13 protein-coding genes and 4 pseudogenes are annotated in these 18241 nt (G+C 40.2%); 5 read left to right on the top strand and 12 right to left on the bottom strand.

Annotated elements, in window-relative coordinates; genetic code table 11:
• Window positions 1-377: 377 nt before the first annotated feature.
• From CYP26_RS06585 to dnaG, 11 genes and pseudogenes are all read right to left on the bottom strand, one after another.
• Window positions 378-1952, bottom strand: a complete 1575-nt coding sequence (locus tag CYP26_RS06585) for a retention module-containing protein (RefSeq protein WP_103630838.1) — start codon at window positions 1950-1952, stop codon at window positions 378-380.
• A 189-nt stretch (window positions 1953-2141) separates the two neighbouring features.
• A complete protein-coding gene (locus tag CYP26_RS06580; RefSeq protein ID WP_103630837.1) occupies window positions 2142-3131 on the bottom strand; it encodes an argininosuccinate synthase domain-containing protein in 990 nt (329 codons plus the stop codon).
• Window positions 3132-3190: 59 nt separating this feature from the next.
• On the bottom strand, window positions 3191-4414 hold the full coding sequence (gene pepT, locus CYP26_RS06575) for a peptidase T (protein ID WP_103630836.1): 1224 nt from the start codon (window positions 4412-4414) through the stop codon (window positions 3191-3193).
• Window positions 4415-4423: 9 nt separating this feature from the next.
• A complete protein-coding gene (dcuC, locus tag CYP26_RS06570; RefSeq protein WP_103630835.1) occupies window positions 4424-5734 on the bottom strand; it encodes a C4-dicarboxylate transporter DcuC in 1311 nt (436 codons plus the stop codon).
• A 14-nt stretch (window positions 5735-5748) separates the two neighbouring features.
• Complete coding sequence (gene pepE, locus CYP26_RS06565; RefSeq protein WP_103606150.1) at window positions 5749-6447, bottom strand: dipeptidase PepE; 699 nt, start codon at window positions 6445-6447, stop codon at window positions 5749-5751.
• Window positions 6444-7763 (bottom strand): amidohydrolase, encoded by a 1320-nt coding sequence (locus CYP26_RS06560; protein WP_103630834.1) that lies wholly within the window; start codon window positions 7761-7763, stop codon window positions 6444-6446. The genes pepE and CYP26_RS06560 overlap by 4 nt, the downstream gene beginning before the upstream one ends.
• Before the next feature lie 2 nt (window positions 7764-7765).
• Window positions 7766-9004, bottom strand: coding sequence for a M20 family metallo-hydrolase (locus CYP26_RS06555; RefSeq protein ID WP_103630833.1), 1239 nt, complete (start codon window positions 9002-9004; stop codon window positions 7766-7768).
• A gap of 181 nt (window positions 9005-9185) precedes the next feature.
• Window positions 9186-10325, bottom strand: a complete 1140-nt coding sequence (locus CYP26_RS06550; RefSeq protein ID WP_103630832.1) for an HNH endonuclease family protein — start codon at window positions 10323-10325, stop codon at window positions 9186-9188.
• Window positions 10322-11421, bottom strand: a pseudogene (locus CYP26_RS10615) (adenine-specific methyltransferase EcoRI family protein). Before CYP26_RS10615 ends, CYP26_RS06550 begins: the two are co-directional and overlap by 4 nt.
• 30 nt (window positions 11422-11451) lie before the next feature.
• A pseudogene (locus CYP26_RS06535) lies at window positions 11452-12094 on the bottom strand (IS1595 family transposase); the annotation flags it as partial.
• 17 nt (window positions 12095-12111) lie between these two features.
• Window positions 12112-13824, bottom strand: coding sequence for a DNA primase (gene dnaG / locus CYP26_RS06530; protein WP_181000878.1), 1713 nt, complete (start codon window positions 13822-13824; stop codon window positions 12112-12114).
• Window positions 13825-13885: 61 nt separating this feature from the next.
• Here dnaG and CYP26_RS06525 point away from each other — a divergent pair, with 61 nt between their 5' ends.
• Genes CYP26_RS06525 through aroC form a run of 4 tightly spaced genes read left to right on the top strand, consistent with a single transcriptional unit; the run spans window position 13886 to window position 17067 of the window.
• Window positions 13886-14911: a tetratricopeptide repeat protein gene (locus tag CYP26_RS06525; RefSeq protein ID WP_103630829.1), complete on the top strand. Its 1026-nt coding sequence runs from the start codon at window positions 13886-13888 to the stop codon at window positions 14909-14911.
• On the top strand, window positions 14889-15323 hold the full coding sequence (rnhA, locus tag CYP26_RS06520; protein WP_103630828.1) for a ribonuclease HI: 435 nt from the start codon (window positions 14889-14891) through the stop codon (window positions 15321-15323). Before CYP26_RS06525 ends, rnhA begins: the two co-directional genes overlap by 23 nt.
• Complete coding sequence (gene rnc / locus CYP26_RS06515; protein ID WP_103630827.1) at window positions 15320-15991, top strand: ribonuclease III; 672 nt, start codon at window positions 15320-15322, stop codon at window positions 15989-15991. The genes rnhA and rnc overlap by 4 nt, the downstream gene beginning before the upstream one ends.
• An 8-nt stretch (window positions 15992-15999) precedes the next feature.
• Entirely contained in the window at window positions 16000-17067 is a 1068-nt protein-coding gene (gene aroC, locus CYP26_RS06510; protein ID WP_103630826.1) for a chorismate synthase, read from the top strand.
• 41 nt (window positions 17068-17108) lie between these two features.
• Here the strand turns inward: aroC and CYP26_RS06505 are convergent.
• A pseudogene (locus tag CYP26_RS06505) lies at window positions 17109-17494 on the bottom strand (molybdopterin dinucleotide binding domain-containing protein); the annotation flags it as partial.
• Window positions 17495-17616: 122 nt separating this feature from the next.
• Between CYP26_RS06505 and CYP26_RS06500 the strand changes: the two are divergent.
• Window positions 17617-18241, top strand: a pseudogene (locus CYP26_RS06500) (DNA repair protein); the annotation flags it as partial.

The raw sequence follows: 18241 nt of genomic DNA, 5'->3' as shown, positions 1-18241 counted from the left end.
TATCATCATAGATCTAAATAAAACAGCAATATAGATACTACTAGAGCTAACTGATCGCAATTGTGATAAAGTAGCTATAAAGTATCTTAAATAGGCAAAGAAAGAGATCATGTTATTTATGATAAAAAATTAATAGGAAATAGTTTTTAAATTTTTTGGATTTGCGACGTAGTTGTAAATTTGAATAGTAAATATTTTAAAATTTTTTGTCAAGCTTTTGCCACTCCTTTAAAGCACTTGGCAAGAACTCTAACTCATAGCTCATCTAAGCTTACTTTTACTGGTTTTTCGCCACTTGTATAAATCTAAATTTGTGTCAAATAATAATTTTTTAAATAATAAGAAATAGCGAAGAGAAAAACTCTTCGCATAATTGATTATAGGTGATCTTCTGGTGCAGTTGTTGGCATAAAGAATGTAGTCGGCGTAAGATCAAGTGTCTCACCTGATGGGTTGGTAGCTTTTGCCTCAACTGTGTGGTAGTCAAGCATAGAGTCTTTATAATCAACTTTTGCCTCTACGCTCCATTTGCCATTCTCATCAGCTCTTGTTGTTAAAATATCTTGTATCTCAACTGGAGTTCTCGTTTCTGTATTAAAATCATAACCATGATGCTTAACAAGTAATGTTATCTCAGCATTTGCTTCTGCTGTACCCTCAAATGTTGGCTTTCTATCCCCCTCAACAGGTCTATAAACAGGACTATAATCGCCTTGCACTTCTGTTAGATCACTAAATTCATCATCATATATGCGCTCTATTGAGAATGCACCATTTTTTGGTGTATAGTTTTTAGGTAATTTTGTAAAACTTTCATTACCAGCAGGATCAAATACCTGTGTTGTGAAAGAGTATTCGCCAGGTGTAAAGTGCTCTGGGAAGCCATCACCCATTGTAGATTTATCTACTGTAAAGTTACCATTATCGTCAGCTTTTACCTTGCCTTCAAAAACTGTATGCGTTCCACTATCTTCTATTTTGCCTATTTTTACATTTATTTCAGAATTTGGTTCAGTCTTACCACTCATTGATGGTTCAGGATCACTATCGCTCATAGAAATTACATTTTTTCTTATAATGTTATGTGGTAAATCTGTCCACTCTACTGTTGGATTAGTTGCATCAATAGTAACCTCAGCCCCTTTGCTGCTAAGGCTTCTCTCGCCATCAACAACAGCCACAGTTGTGATAGTATGCTTTCCATCAGGAAGGTCATTTTGCACCACATACTCCCAAGTGCCATTATCATAGGCTCTTGTTTCATCTATCTTATTACCATTGTCATAGATTTCAACTATTGATCCAGCCTCTGCTGTTCCTTTGATAAATGGTCTATTATCATTTGATAGATCATCTATTACATCAGCATTCCTTTTACCACCATACTTGCCATCTATTATTGTTGTGATTGCTGGAGTTGGAACATTGCTAGTTGGATATATCGCGTCAATAGCAGCTGCAAGGTTGTCAAGTGTAACTGCACCACCTACACCTGTTTGAACTGGGGCATTTGCGCTTGCTTGAGATGAGAGGTTGTTAAAATTCGCATTTATATTTGAGTAGTGACCACCCTGTGCAAAGCTAGCAGCACCAAGACTTACGCCGTCACCTCCAGCGTTTCCACCAGCTTGATTTCCACCAGCTGCAGTCTCTTCTAAACCAGCTAGACCTTCACCACTTAAGATCGCTTTTTGAAGTGAAGTTATGTCTGCTGTTGTTTGAGAATTTTCGCCAACACTTTGGTCTAAATTTATTGAGTCTTTACCTATTAGGCTTATCTCTTTTCCATCTGCTTTTGCTATTACTACTTTTGCGTCAGTTGATTCAGTGACTATCTTTTCTCCTTGATATACTATGTCACCTACTTTTAATTCTCTGCTTTCGCCTGTTAGACTTACAGCTTTTACGCTTCCTTGCGTTACATTTTTTACTACACCTATTTCCTTTGACATGCATCTCCCTTTTTAAATTTTTTCCTAAATTTAACGGTTTTATTAAAATCAAACCATTGTACTTTGGTACAGTTGTGACATATTTATGACTTGGAATTTTGTAAATTTAGATTTTGTGGGGATTTGAAATAATTAGAAATTTTAGATATTGCAAAGAAATTTAGAGCAAATTTCTTTGCAAATTTAAATTTACTTCACAAAAAACTCTTGTGCTAGCTTTTTATCTTCAGGTTTGATGATAAATTTCTCATTAGCGATGCTAACTTCAAATTCATCATCTTTGCTAGCTTTTGTATAAGCTAGCGCGAGCCTTGCAGCAAGCTCTTTGTCGGCTTTGCTTGCGTTTTTACCTATGAAGCTAACAGCTCCTACGATGTCATCGCTCTCTTTAAATTTCACCTGCTCAAATTTATCATTTGGATGAGATAAAAGTGCATTGTTATCGCTCTCGTCACGGCCTATTATCATTTTAGCTCCATCAACCAAGCGCAAATGCCTACCAAGTTTTAGCCACGTAACGTCGATATCTCGCATCTCTTTATCAAATTTCAAGTAGTCTTTTATCTTTACAGCAAAGCTCTCAATAGTAAGCAAACAGCCACCTCCAGGCGTTGCAAAGTCCTCAAAGCCAAATTTCTTCGCCAAAGCAAGTTGCGGCTTTCTATCGCGCCCGCTTATATCAAGAAGCTTCTCTCTATCGACCCAGCCCTCGCGCTCTGGCTTAGTTGGTGGCAAGAGCTTAGCACACATCGGACGAAGCACTAGATCATCCTCGTCATCAGCTAGGCGCTTAACCTGAAAGAGTGCGTCTCTGCGCTGGCTCATCGGCCTTTGTCCTACGACTTCGCCAGTGATTATAAAATTTGCATTTTCGCTTTTTAGCATATTAAGAGCGGTTTTAAACATATATCCGTGGCAGTCGATGCAAGGGTTAAACTGCTTGCCGTAGCCGTATTTTGGGTTAAAGAGCACATTGCGAAGATACTCGTTTCTCATATCAACCACCTTTAGGCTAGCCCCAGCCAAGGCTGCACGGCGCCTTAAAACTTCGTGCTTCTCCTCATCCATGCCAAATCCAGTATCCATATAAAGTGCGACCACTTCGATACCCTGATCGCTTATTATTTTCATAGAGAGCATGCTATCAAGCCCTCCGCTAAACAAAGCTAAAGCCTTCATTTTTGTCCTGAAAGTAAAATTTAAAGCCTAAATTTACTAAATCTAGGCTTTTATGAAGTTTATTTAGCAGCGTTAATTACGATTTTTTTGATCACTTCGCTTGCGGCTTTTAGGCTGCTAACTGGCAAGTACTCGAAGACGGAGTGAAAGTTATTTCCCCCTGTGAATAAATTTAGCGTTGGTACACCCTTTGCAGAGATCGCAGCACCGTCGTATCCGCCACGCATAGGCTTTATGTTTGGCGTGATATTTAGCTCGCTAAAGGCATCTTTTGCTAGTTTTATAGGCAGTGAGTTTTCGTCTTTTAAGAACTTAAAGACATTTTCATAGCGTGTTTTTAGCGTGATCTCACAGCACTCACCATAAATTTTGTTAAAAGAATTTGCCATATCGCTTAAAAAATCAAGCCTTTTTTGAAATTTCGCCTCGTCAAATTCTCTTATGTCGATCTTGAGAGTCGTTTTTGCGCTGTTTCCGCTAAGCTCTTTCACCCAGAAATAGCCCTCTTTGCCTTCGGTGCACTCTGGCACTTCGCCACCTGGCAAAAGCGAGATAAATTTATGCGCAAGAAGTAGCGAATTTACTAGCTTGCCCTTTGCGTTCATCGGATGAGCCGAAACGCCTTTAAAGACCATCGTGCAGTCAGCCGCGTTCCAGTTTTCGTATATTAGCTCGCCTATCTCGCAGCAGTCTAAGCAGTAGCCAAAACTAGCCCCAAGCAGATTTACATCAAGCGCCTTTGCACCAAGCAAGCCCTGCTCCTCATCAGGCACGAAGCAGATCACGATCTTGCCATGCTTTACATCGGGATTTTGCATGAAAAAGCTAGCCATATTTACGATACTAGCGATCGCTGCTTTATCGTCAGCGCCAAGCAAGCTAGTACCGTCAGTTACGACTATGTCGTCACCAACGTATTTTTTAAGCTCTGGATTGTCGCTAAATTTAAGATATATGCCCTGCTCTTCGTTTAGGCAGATGTCGCCGCCTGTGTATTTTACTATCTTAGCTTTTGTGTTGTTTTTTTGCTCGCTACTTGTATCTAAGTGCGCAAAAAAGGCGATACTTGGGGCGTTTTCACAGTTTGCAGGGATCTTTGCTATCAAGATAGCATTCTCTTGCAAGATGATATCTTTTATGCCAAGCGAGCTAAGCTCATCTTTTATAAAAAGAGCCAGCTCATACTCGGTTGGATTAGAAGGCATAATGCCTTTTAATCCATTCTCTTTATTTGTCGTGGTGTTAAATTTCGTATAGTTTATAAATCTCTCTACGATATCCATCTTTCATCCTTAGATGACGAAAAATGCGATCGCCACAACAGAGAGAAACATTCCCAAAAACGTTCTTTTTGCAAGCTCGACTGGGCTAACCATAGCGATACCAGCACAAACGATAGCTGCACCAGCGATCGGAGAAGCTGAACGTCCAAGTGAGCCAGCGATGGCTGCAGCCATACCAAGTTTATCTTGCTCAAAGCCAAGAGCAGCAGCATTTGTTGTGACAGCTTCGTTAAATGCAAATGTAGCAGCGTCGCCTGAACCTGTAACTATACCCATGATAAATGGCACAAATGTTCCGCCAAATTTAACGTAGCTTTGATCTGTTTTTAGCCACGCTATGACCACATCAACAGCTCCGCACGCCTTTAGACCTGCGACAAAGACGCCAGCTGCGATGATGATACCGATAACATCAGCGTAAGCGTGACCCATGCCGTTAAAGAACTCTTTTGTGATCTTTTGTGGGTTTGTAAGCGTAGCAAAGATAGCTATGATAGCACCAAGTATCATCGCCTCGGCAACGCCCATCTTTGTCCATGCCAAAAAGCTATAGTCTTTTGCAAGGCTTGTTCCGCCGATAACCAAGATGACAAGTGGGACAAGTGGCATAATAGCGTAGATCAAATTTACTTTAAACGCTGACTTCTCTTCGCTAGCTGCGCCATTTTCAAGAGTGAAATTTGTACCTTTTTGATAGTCTTTAAAAAGTATTGCAACGATAGTTAGCATGACAACTACGATAACAAGAGCTGTAAATGCGCTAGGAATTTGCACTTTTATGATGTCTTGAACTGTGTAGCCCTCAACTGTCTTTTTAACAAGGTCAGCCACATATATGTTGTGCGCAGAGCCTGGGCTTAGGACTGAGCCAAATGTACCTGCAAAAACAGCCGCACCAGCCATCGCAGGGCGAACGCCTGAAGCCATTAGAAGCGGTATAAGTGTCGCACCAACAGCAGCAGAGCAGCCAGCAGCTGAAGGAATGGCTATGTTTATAAAGTAAGTTAGCACGGTTGTTACAGGGATCAAGATAAATCCCACGTTTTTAAGTGGCTTTGTAAGAAGCGCAACAAGGTGCTTATCGCACATTGTGTATTTCATAACAAAAGCAAAACCCATACTCGCACAAATAGCTTTTATAAGCCCTGCTTTAGTCATATAGTCAGTAAAAGCACTTAGTGCCCCCATCGGTTTTAGTGCGATTATACAAAGCACCAAACCAACACCTATTAGCACCGTTCTTGTCTCTTTTTTTAAGACTAGAAGTGCTACAACTGCAACGATGCCAAGAATGGCAGCAATTAGCTTGAATGATTCCATACCTCTCTCCTTGTTTAGATTTTAAATTTAGTTCCAACTTCTATTTTTTCTATCTCTTTTTGATACTCAAATTTTAAAATTTCGCTGTGTCCTATGACCTCAGCCTCGCTATCCTCTATAAGCAAAGCCGTGCCCTCAGGCAAAGCGTAGATAGTCTCTTTTGGATTTGCTATTAAAAACTCCTCTAGCCTCTCCTCCCTGCTCTCGCCGTTATGACCTGCTAGTTTGCCACTTATAAAGTGCGGGTTGATCTGATATGGGAAGATGTTTAAGCTATCAAATGACTTTGGCATGATGATAGGCATATCATTTGTCGTCATCATCGTCTTGCCAGCGATGTTTGCGCCTGCTGACCAGCCAAAGTATTTTGCGCCGTTTGCCACAGCCTCTTTTATAGGATCAATCAAATTTAGCTTATAAAGCGTGTAGAGAAGCATAAAGGTATTACCGCCACCAACTGCGATACTGCTAGCGTTTTTGATAGCTGAAATTTTATCCTCGTAGTGGTGGATCGACTTTATATTTTTATTTTTTAGGCGGTCGATCACCTTTTGCTCGTATTCGTCATTACTTCGTCTAACTCCAGCGTAAGGGATAAATAAAATCTCCTCCTTGCCACTCTCGCCCAAGAAGTCCTTAACCCAGTTTTTGCAGTGTCTCAAGTAGCCAGTATCTTGGTAACTTGAAGCACTGATTAGTAAAGCATTTTTCATTTTTTAGCTCCGTTTAGTTTGTAAGCAGCCCTTAGATAGATATCAACCCCAGCGACCAAGCACTCCTCGTCAAAGTCAAATTTGCTGTTGTGATGGCCTGCTTTTAAATTTGTACCGATCATCATATATCCGCTCTTTGCACCCCTATCTTGCAAAGCTCTCATAAAGTGAGCGAAGTCCTCGCAAGCGCCAAAGTCAAGCTCTTTAACGATCTTATCATCATCTATAAATGGGCTCTCTTTTGCTGCTTCATAGAAAATTTCAGTCACCTCTTTGTCGCTATTTGCCCCGCTTGTGCCCCCTGTCATCACAACCTTGCTCTCGACGCCGTAAATTTTACTCACGCCTTTTACGATATCCATACATTTTTTATACATAAACTCATTTAAATTTGTATCCTCGCCCCTTGTTTCGCAGGCTAGATAGCCGTTTGGTGCTATGACGTTTCTGCCCTCACCTGCTCTTAAAACACCCACATTTATCCTAGTCACACCCTTTGCGTGTCTTGTGATACCATGCATATTTAGAGCCATTTGAGATGCTGCTAAAAGGGCATTTGCGCCGTCTTGTGGTGCTCCTGCTGCGTGAGCTGAGCGACCAGTGATATGCACGTCAAATTTAGAAGTTGCAAGCAGTTTGTTCGTGCCACAAACTATGCCCCCATTTGTTTCTGCTTGAAAGCCGATGTGTCCGCCAAGTAGGTACTCAACCCCGTCAAGCACCCCAGCAGCCTCCATAGCCACAGCGCCTCTTGTGCCCTCTTCTGCGGTTTGAAATATAAATTTAAATTTGCCATTAAAATCATCTAAATTTTTAGCGATCAGCTTTGCAAGCGCTAGACCCATCGCCATGTGTCCATCGTGCCCACAAGCGTGCGTGATACCAGCGATATCTGAGCCAAAACCCTCTTTGCAAGGTCTATGAGCAGCCTCTGCACTCTCTGTCACATCAACGCTATCGATGTCAAATCTAAAAGCGCTAAATTTACCAGGTCTTTTTGTGTCGATGAAGGCTGTTAGCCCAGTTAGGCCATCTTTCATGCATTCAAGGTATTTTGCCTCGTCAGGATTTAAAAGACTTTTTGCTCGCTCGATCGCCTTTTGACACTGCTCTTTGCTGCCAACGCCTAGCCTTGCATCGCTTTTTACGACCTCTTCGCCAAGCTTCACCTCATAGCCTAGCTCGCTAAGCCTTTTTGCCAAAACCGCAGTCGTAAAAAAGGTAAACCAGCCAGTTTCTGGGTGCGAGTGAAAGTATCTGCGATCTTTGATCATATCCTCTTTTAAAGATAGTGCTAAATTTGCTATTTTGTCCATGACTACTCCTCGTTTGAAAGTCTTATTAGCGCATTTGTTAAAATTTTTGTTGCGGCTACTGCGTCTTTGAAATTTATCGCCTCTTTGGTGTTGTGGCTGATGCCATCCACGCAAGGGATAAAGAGCATGCCAACGCTACTTGCGAGCTTTGTTAAATTCATCGCATCATGCCCAGCCCCACTTGGCAAAATAAGCGTTTGTATGCCAAGCTTTTTGGCTTCATCTTCAAGTAAATTTATGGCGTGTTCGCTTAGTTTTACTGGCTCGTCGCTACTTAGCTCTCTTATCTCGTAGCTAAATTTAAGCTCACGGCTTAGCTCATCCACAAAATTTCTAAGCTCTAAATTTAGCTCCTCTAAGTTAGCCTTATCGATATCTCTTAGATCAACGCCAAGCCTTGCCTCACCTGGCACGACATTTAAAACGCCTGGTTTTGCATGCACGTAGCCAACGGTCGCGACAGCTGTTTTTTTGTTTTTGGCAAATTTATTTGCTGCAATTATGATGTGTGAGGCGGCAAGCAGGGCGTCACTGCGCATATTCATAGGAGTTGCGCCGCTGTGATCGGCCTTGCCCTGTATTGTGATCTCAAATCTAATAGGTGCTGCGATCCCGCTTACCACGCCAACGCTTATGCCGCTTCGCTCAAGCACTGGGCCTTGCTCGATGTGAAGCTCAAGATAGGCGTGTAGGGAGTTTTCTTTTAGGATGGCTTCGTCTAAATTTTGTGGTTTAAACCCAGCCGCACTCATCGCCTCAAAAAGCGAGATGCCATCTTCATCTTTTAGCTCATGAAGTCTTTGCTGGCTTAGTTTGCCGCTTATTATCTTGCTGCCGATAGTGGCTGTCTTAAAGCGGCTTGACTCCTCACAGCTAAAATTTATGAGCCAAAGTGGGCGCTTTAGCTTGATGCCAGCCTCTTTTATTGCAGTTAGCGCCTCAAGACCAGCCATAACACCAAGTGTGCCATCATAAAAGCCACCATTTGGCACGCTATCTATGTGAGAGCCCACGCAAACTGGCTTCGCGTCTGCCTCGCAGCCTTCATCATAGATGGCATAGATGTTGCCGACATTGTCAATTTTAAGTTTAAAGCCATTTTTTTCTATCAAATTTATAAGAAATTTTCTTGCTTCAAGGTCCTCTTTGCTAAAGGCTAGCCTTGTTAGCCCACCACCTTTTAGCGCTCCAAACTCGCTTATAGCGTTAAAATTTCTCTCAAATCTTTTAGCGTCTATCATCATAAATCCTTAAAATATAAAGCCAATCTTAAAAAGATTTATTACTTTAAGCATTTTACATTTTGTTTTATGATTTGAAGCTGAAAAAGTGTGAGTTTTTAAATTTTAGGCTCTATGTGCCAAATGTATTGCTAGATAAGAAAAAAACAAAAGTGCCAAAATGGCACTTTTGGATAGATGGCTATTTATTTGATTTTGTTCTGTTACAATTTTTACACAACATTTGACAATTATCAGGCTGTGTTTTTCCGCCCTCGCTCCAAGGTATTATGTGGTCGGCTTCCATTTGTTCTATCTCAAAATACTTTTTACATATCGCACAAATTCCATTTTGCTTTTCATAGACTTCACGCTTTTGATTATTGTCAAATGCCCTTATATTTAGATGCTTCTCATTGCCGCTCAATAAATAAGGATAAATTCCTCCCTTGCTTCCTACATCACTATCTTTCATTAGCTCACTTATGATTGTTTCTAACTCATCTTTGTCTAAATTGCTATTTTTAAACTCATTATAGTAGGCTCCCCAAGGCAATCCTTTCATTTCCTTACGGTATCTAGGGAATTTCATTTCTACCCAGTCTATTACGCCACTAAAATATCCCCATAAATCATCAGCGTTTTTACTATCTTTTGCATTTTTTGCCATATATTCGCATATATCTTTATCATCGCCTACTTTATCGTAGCTTTTAGCAGTTATCCACTTTATAGCAGTTTCTAAGTATTCTTGTCTTATAGGTGCACCAGTTAAGTATTTTGAACCCTTTTGATACGCTAAGCAGTTATTTTTTGAAAATTTCACTTTTGCATCGCTCAGCCACGCACTTGTATATACAGCGTTTCTTAACTCTTGGTCTTTTAGCTGTTCACCTGCTATATTTATGACCTTAAACCAGTCTAATTTTTCGCTATCGCTACCCTCACATATATAGACCATTAGTTTGTAGTTTAGGATTTTTTCTTGTATGTCTTTTGTAAGATTATCAAATAGTTTTGGCTGACCATTTATTTCTATACTAAAACTTCCTTTTACATATTCGCAAATTGAGATAGTCCTTTGTTGCCCATCTAGCACTTCAAATTCTGCTTCATTGCTAGACATTGTTTGTCTAGCCCAGTAAATGGTATTAAGCGGAAAGCCTTTTATAACAGTGTCAATGACCGCATTTCGCTTTTTATCATCGTAGACATACTCTCTTTGATATTTTGGGCGGATATTTAGTCTGCCACCATATCCGCTAACTTGACTACTCTCATCATCACGAAAATAATCCTTTACTAAATCAACTACCTTTATAGGCTGCAAATCTATTTTCATTTTTTTCCTTTTTGTGGGTTTTTGTTTTTGATAAGAATTCTTGCGTAAATTTTTTTGCCATTTACATACGGATAGCCGAAATTATATTCATCAACTTTTGTTGTTGCCATTTCTGCTATAATTTCAAACTGCTCAGGATTATATTTATCCAAAAAAGTTATCGGCACACCCATAACACCGTCATAATCAAGCGGAATTTCTATCGTTTTATCCACATTGATAGCATTGTAGTTGTCGTATTTTGGGTAATGATTAGGGTCTTTGTGATAACTTGCTATTGTTTCAAATTTTTCATGGCGTTTTTTATAATCTAAATTTGTAAACCAACGAACACCTTTAACTCTTATAAATTTATTTCCCTTTTCATCAATACCACAACCTGCTGCACTTAATGGATAATCATTAGGAACATTAAATTTTCTATCACCACTATGAATACTTGCGCCAATCCAAAGGCGATTTTGTTTTATTAAACTAAAAATCTCTTTATAAGTTATTGCATTAACATTGCCGATAATTAAAAAATCTTTTTTATATTCAATAAGTTGTGCAACATACTCACGAAAGAGCGAAAAAGGGGGATTAGTTACTACGATGTCAGATTGTTTTAGTAGTTCTATGCACTCTGCAGTGCGAAAGTCGCCAGGCTTATGCGAGAGAGAGAGAGAGAGAAAGAAGTGTCGCTAGTTTGTGTCTTATCGCCTTTTAGCACCGATAAGACATTTTCATCACTATCTTTTAAGGCTTTTTCAATAATAAACCTAGCATCGTCTAAATCAATACTTCCGTTGTTATCAAAATCTTTCATCTCATTGATTATTATTTTATGTGCTTTGTCTTTGCCTGTTTTTGTTTGAGATATAGGGCTATCATAATAGCAAGTGCAAATTAGCTTTTTAAGCCCTAGTCGGTTGAAATTTAAGACAAAATATCTAAAAAAATTGCTCTCATAGGGGTCATCGCAGTTACAAAAGACAACTTTATCTTTAAAGTGTGTTTCGTAGTGTCTTAGTTCATTTTCTATATCTCCAAGTTGAGTATAGAACTCATCTTTTTTCGCATTTTTTGCCTGATGTAAGTTTTTATTTTTTGCCATTTATATCCTTTCTAAAATGTTTTTGGTTTATTACACCACAAGTAGTGGCACACTTGATCTATCTCCTAGTTTATCAACCTTACTAATACAATCAGTATTTAATATATGATTAAATAGTATCTGCTCTTTATCCATTCTACTTTCTTTTGCAAAATTTACAAAGTTGTGATAAACAAGATAATTATTAATATATTTTTTAGATACATCTTTGAAATTATACACTAGGATTGATTTAAGACAGCTATGATAGTTATCAACTACTTGAATATTAAAACTTCTATTAGAATATTTATTGTGTGGTATTCTAATATGATTTAAGCTCATCTCATTTGAGAGCTTAGGTAGCTTCTAAGGCTATCAGTTACAAATACGCTTTCACGCTCAACTTTGCCACCTATTACGCTATTAAGTGCCTTTACATTTGGCTTACCAAGATTTGCTACTTTGGCTACTGATTTGCCGTTTAGATTAACAACGCAAGGCATACAAACTAATTCTTTTTATAATCCACGCTTCGTATTTGCCGTGCCACGATGTTTTGCCGAGCGTTGAAAATTAAAATCCTTACGACAACATTTACACGAGATAGGCACAAATGTTTCGTCAGCTTCTACTATGCCCTCAGTTTTACGCTATTTTACATTTCTTTCAGAGTATCAAGGATTTTGTGTTGCTAGTTAAAAGCTCTGCTTAAATTTTATAAAGCTGTGTCTTGAGATCTTTGATGATAAATAGCAGTTTTTCTAAAATTTCTATCTTATTTGGGTTGTCAGAGCCTTTTAAAATTTGCTGTTCATTCTCATAAAAGGCGATTTGCATATTTAAAATAGCCTTTTGCAAAGTGGTTGGATCAGTTATCTCATGGATCTTTTCGTCCATTAAAATTTCTCTAACCATCTGCTCATCGCTCACGTCGTATCTATAAAGGATGGCGTTTAGGTACTCAGGATGCTTTATGAAGTATCTAGCCCCAAGCTTTGAGAGTATCTCATCTCTGTAGTTTGGGTTATTTAGCATGGTTTTAAAAAGTGCAAACTCAAGCGGGTCTTTGTTCATCACAGCTGGCACCTCATCTACCATGACAGAGTTGCTAAATTCATCTTTATCTTTTTTTCTAAACTCTTTTTTAAATTTATATTCATTTTTTGGCTTCTGCTTTAGCCCAAATCTATCTGCCACGCTTTGTGGAGTGAGGTTAAATCTTGCCGCTACCTCTGTTACATACGAGCTTGCTATCTCCTCTCCAAGCTCGTCCATATAGGCTTTTATCTCGCTTAGGCAGTTATCTCTTTGCATTGAGCGCGCGATGTCATACTTTTGCATGATCTTTTCTATATAAAATTTCACCGCATCCTCACCTGAGCCAAAGAGCTCATTAAGCTCCTTTATCTTACCTGCAAAGACCATATCAGCAGGATCTGCACCGTTACTTATGATGACTACTTTTGTATCTATCTTATTTATGCTTAGCAGGTGAGCGGACTTTATAGCTGCATTTATGCCAGCTCCGTCGCCGTCAAAGCAAAGCACTACGCTTATCTCGCCCCTTTTTAAAAGCGGCAAGTGGCTTGTAGTAAGCGCTGTGCCAAGCACAGCAACAGCATTTGTAAAGCCAGCATAGTGAAGCATGATGACGTCAAGGTAGCCCTCAGTGATTATTATCTGATTTTTCTCAAATATGCTTTGCCTAGCTAGGTGGTAGCCATAGAGCAGCTTTGACTTATCAAATACCCCGCTTTGGGGAGAATTTACATACTTTGCAGGGTGGTCTGAGATCGTTCTGCCACCAAAGCCAACTAGTCTTGTGGTGTGCGAGTAGATGGGAAATGTTATGCGCTCTATGAAACTAGCATAAATTCCCTTTTCATTTTGCTTTACGATACCAACTTCAAGCGCCTCTTTTGGCTCTATGTTTTCATTTTGCAAAAGCCTAATGGTACTTTTACTATCCCCAGCCCAGCCAAGCTCAAATTTCTCGATCATCGCGTCATTTATACCGCGCGACTTGATATATCTAAGCGCTGCTTCGTTTTTGTAAAATTCGCTTCTATAAAAGGCATTTACCTTTTCTAAAATGTGCTTATTTTCTTTTTGCGTTGGCACCTTGTCGTTTGTGTATTCAAGGCTGAAATTTGAAATTTGAGCGATCTTTTCTATCGCCTCTGGGTAGGTTAGCTTTTCATAATCCATCACAAATTTAACCGCATCTCCGCCAGCCTTGCAGGCAAAACAGTGATACATCTGCTTGTTTTGATTTATGCTCATGCTCGGGTTTTTGTCGTCGTGAAACGGACATACGCACTTGTAGCTTGAACCCATCTTTTTAACAGGGATATACTGCTCGATGATATTAACAATGTCTATTTGGTTTTTTAATTTTTCAATGGATTTTGGATCTATCATAAGCAAAATTATACAACTGCTTTGTTATAATTAAAGTAAAATTTTATTACAAAGTGTTAGCGTGGATATTTTTTTCATTGGACACAGAGATCCGATATTTAGCCTTATTATTCTATTTAGTATCATCTTGATGATCGCAGCTTTAAGCTATGCTTGGGGCATATTTTCTAGCAAAGATGAGAAAAAGCGTATCGAGAAATTTATAAAGAAATTTGACAGCAAAGATGGCATAAGCGACGAGCACAAGCAGATGTTAAAAAGCCCAGAAGTAGATATACCAAGCCTTAGCATGCTAGGTCAGACCTTCGCTAAAAATGGCGACTTTGAAAAATCGATCGGCGTCTATCTAATCGCACTTGAAAAGGTAAAAGATAAAAACGAAAAAGAATTTATCCTAAACGAGCTTGGAGAGGTCTATTTTAAGGCTGGATTTTTAAAAAAAGCTAGCGAAATCTTTGAAAAAGCGCTCGAGCTAAGCCCTAGAAACGTCCTCTCACTGCGCTTTTTAACGATGATAGATGAGAAGCTTAAAAACTATAAAGAAGCCCTTTATGCACTAAATTCTCTTGAAGAGCTTGGGACAAATGTAAAAGATCAAAAGGCCTATATAAAGGCGATTAGTACGCTTGATGATAGAAATTTAAGCTTTAGCGAAAAGGTGGAAATTCTCTCGCATCTTAGCCAAAATTTTGAGCTTTTAAAGCGCATGATCTTAGCACTTTTCATAAGACACAATGAAAATTTAGAAAATTTAAAAGATTTTGCCAAATTTGAAGATGTGCTAGACCTGCTTTACAACCTAAAAACGCCTATAAATTTAAGCGATCCAAAATACAAATCCCTCTTTTACGCAAAGGGCGATATAGATGAGCCATGTGAAATTTACGGCTTTGAGCTAAATGCCATAAAAAGGCTAAAAGACGCTAAATTTGACGCGGCTGGGCTAAGCTTTAACTACGTTTGCAAAAACTGCAAAAACTCATTTCCTATGCACTTTTACCGCTGTCCGGTCTGTCACGAGCTTGGAAGTGTGAAAATTTTATCCCACATCACAGAAAAACCAAGTGAAGATAGTAACACTTTTTAGCGACGGCTCGTGCCTTGGAAACCCTGGAGCTGGTGGCTGGGCATACATTTTGAGATATAACGAAGCGCAGAAAAAAGAGAGTGGCGGCGAGGCCTTTACTACAAATAACCAAATGGAGCTAAAAGCTGCGATAATGGGGCTAAAAGCGCTAAAAGAGCCATGCGAGGTAAGGCTCTTTACCGATAGCTCATACGTGGCAAATAGCATAAATGAGTGGCTTGCAAACTGGCAAAAGAGAAATTTTAAAAATGTAAAAAATGTCGAACTTTGGCAGGAGTATTTAGAAATTTCAAAGCCGCATAAAGTCGTGGCTAGCTGGGTCAAAGGGCACGCTGGACACCCTGAAAATGAGGAGTGTGACCAGATGGCAAGAGACGAGGCATTAAGAATAAAAGATGAGAATAAAATATGAAAAATTTAGAAGAATTTGAACGTGGTCTTGGCTATAAATTTAAAAAATCTGAGCTTTTAGAAGAGGCGCTAACACACAAGAGCACTAAGCAGGCGTTAAACAACGAAAGGCTCGAGTTTTTGGGCGATGCGGTGATGGATCTGCTCGTGGCTGAGTATCTTTTTAAGAAATTTAGCAAGATCGCAGAGGGCGACATGAGCAAACTTCGCGCCGCACTTGTCAATGAAAAAAGCTTTGCAAATATGTCTAGACGACTAAAAATGGGCGAGTTTTTAAGGCTTAGCCAAGCTGAAGAAAACAACGGCGGCAGAGAGAAAGATAGCATTTTAAGCGACGCATTTGAGGCGGTGATGGGGGCTATCTACCTAGAGGCTGGACTTGATAAAGTGCGAGAAATTTCGATCACTCTGCTTGAGCTTTGCTATCCGCAGATCGACTTTGCGCACCTTGAAAAGGACTACAAAACGGCCCTTCAAGAGGTCACCCAAGCAAACCTTGGTGTCATACCAACATACGAGCTCATCGGCTCTTTTGGCCCTGATCACAAGAAAGAATTTGAGATAGCTCTGCTACTAAATGGCAAGGAAATTTCACGTGCCGTTGGAAGTTCCAAAAAGCAAGCCCAGCAGCTCGCAGCAAAAATTGCACTAGAAAAAATCAAAAAATAGGATAAATTTTGAATACATTTGGCAAAAAACTAACCTTAACTAGCTTTGGCGAGAGCCATGGGGTGGCGATAGGCGGCGTGATAGACGGCCTGCCAGCTGGGCTAAAGATCGATGCAGACTTCATCCAAAGTGAGCTTGACAAGCGTCGCCCTGGACAAAGTAGCTTTACAACGGCAAGAGATGAGGCTGATAAGATAGAAATTTTTAGCGGCGTCTTTGATGGCATGAGCACTGGCGCACCGATAGGTTTTGCCATTTTTAACAACAACCAAAAGTCAAATGACTATGAAAATTTACGTGAGATTTTCCGCCCTGGGCATGCTGATTTTACATATTTTAAAAAATATGGCATCAGAGATCATAGAGGTGGCGGGCGTGCAAGTGCCAGAGAGACTGCAGTGAGGGTCGCTGGCGGAGCATTTGCGCAGCTACTTTTAAATGAGCTTAAGATAGAAGTTTTAAGCGGTGTGCTTGGCATCGGCAGGGTCATTAGCGAAAAGGTTGATTTCGAATTTGCCAAAGAGTCGCAAATTTACGCCCTTGGCAACGAAGAGGCGATGAAAGAGGCGGTTAGCAAGGCTAGAAGCGAGCACGATAGCGTCGGAGCTGTAGTTTTAAGTGTCGCTAGAGGCGTGCCAGCTGGTCTTGGCGAGCCACTTTATGATAGGCTAGATAGCGCTCTAGCGGCGGCCTTAATGGGCATAAACGGCGTAAAGGCCGTAGAGATCGGCGCTGGCGTAAATGTAAGCTCTATGCTTGGCTCAGCCAACAACGACGAGATGGACGAGCTTGGCTTTTTAAGCAACAACGCTGGGGGCATACTTGGAGGCATAAGCAGTGGGGCTGAGATCGTGCTAAAGAGCCATTTTAAGCCAACACCTTCGATATTTAAAGAGCAAAAGACGCTAAATTTAGCTGGCAAGGCGGTGGATTTTGAACTAAGAGGCAGGCATGATCCTTGCATAGGCATACGTGGCAGTGTTGTCGCAACCGCGATGATAAGGCTAGTTATCGCTGATATGCTACTGCTAAATGCAAGCACAAAGCTTGAAAATTTAAAGAAAATTTACGGATAAATTTGATTTGCCCCAAAACGAGGGCTAAATTTCTATAAATTCTACAAAGATTGCAAAATTTTTGGTTTAGAAAAAACGGTGATCTGTTTCATCTCACCTTTATATTTTTATAAATTTGCTAATACCCTGCGTCCGCACTTGCTTGAGCGATGCCAGATGTGCCTTTGTCGCGAGTTAGAATTCTCCTCTAGCACTTCAGGGTCGCACCATGCGCCCTCGCAGATAGCGATGACGTGCTCTGGGATGATGTCGGTGACTAGCGCACAAACTAAATTTCACCAATGTCGTTAAATACTCTCACCACGTCGCCAGTTGCTATGCCTTTTGCTTTGGCGTCATTTACGTTTATTAGCATTGGCTCGCGCGCGCATACTTCAGCGTAGTTTCTGATTATTGAGCTATTTAGCTGTGAGTGGAGGCAGTATCTTTAGTGCTGGGTCTTTGCACTCAAATTTAGCCTTTTTCTAAAAGATTTTTATTAAAATTTTAAGCCATTTCAAACAAAATTTTACAAACTAACTTTTACCAAATTTCATCTATAATCCCCTTATGAAAAACCAAAATTTGCAAGAGAAAATTTACGCCGTTATCGACCTAAAGTCCTTTTACGCCTCGGTCGAGTGCGTAGAGCGCGGGCTTGATCCATTTAAGGCTGATCTTGTCGTGGCTGACGCTAGTCGTGGCAGTGGTGGCATCTGCTTAGCTGTTAGCCCTGCGCTTCGTGCAAAAGGGGTGAAAAACCGCTGCAGGCTATTTGAGATACCAAGGGATATCAAATTTATCGCTGCACCTCCTAGGATGCAGTTTTACATCGACTACGCCGCAAGGATCTATGAAATTTATCTAAAATATGTCGCCAAAGAGGATATCTACGTCTACTCGATCGACGAGTGCTTTATCGACCTCACTTCTTACTTGAAATTTTACGCTCTTGGTGCAAAAGAGATGGCAAAGATGATGATGGATGAGATATTAAAAATGACTGGCGTGACGGCGACTTGCGGTATGGGGACAAATTTATACCTCGCAAAGATCGCGCTTGATATACTAGCAAAGCACAGCGACGACAGGATCGCCTTTTTAGACGAGCACATTTACAAAAAGCAGCTCTGGACGCACCAGCCACTAAGTGACTTTTGGCGTATCGGTAAGCAAACTAGGCTAAAGCTCGAAA

Source organism: Campylobacter concisus (assembly GCF_002913225.1).
GTDB lineage: Bacteria > Campylobacterota > Campylobacteria > Campylobacterales > Campylobacteraceae > Campylobacter_A > Campylobacter_A concisus_J.
This window is presented reverse-complemented; position numbering and strand designations above follow the sequence as displayed.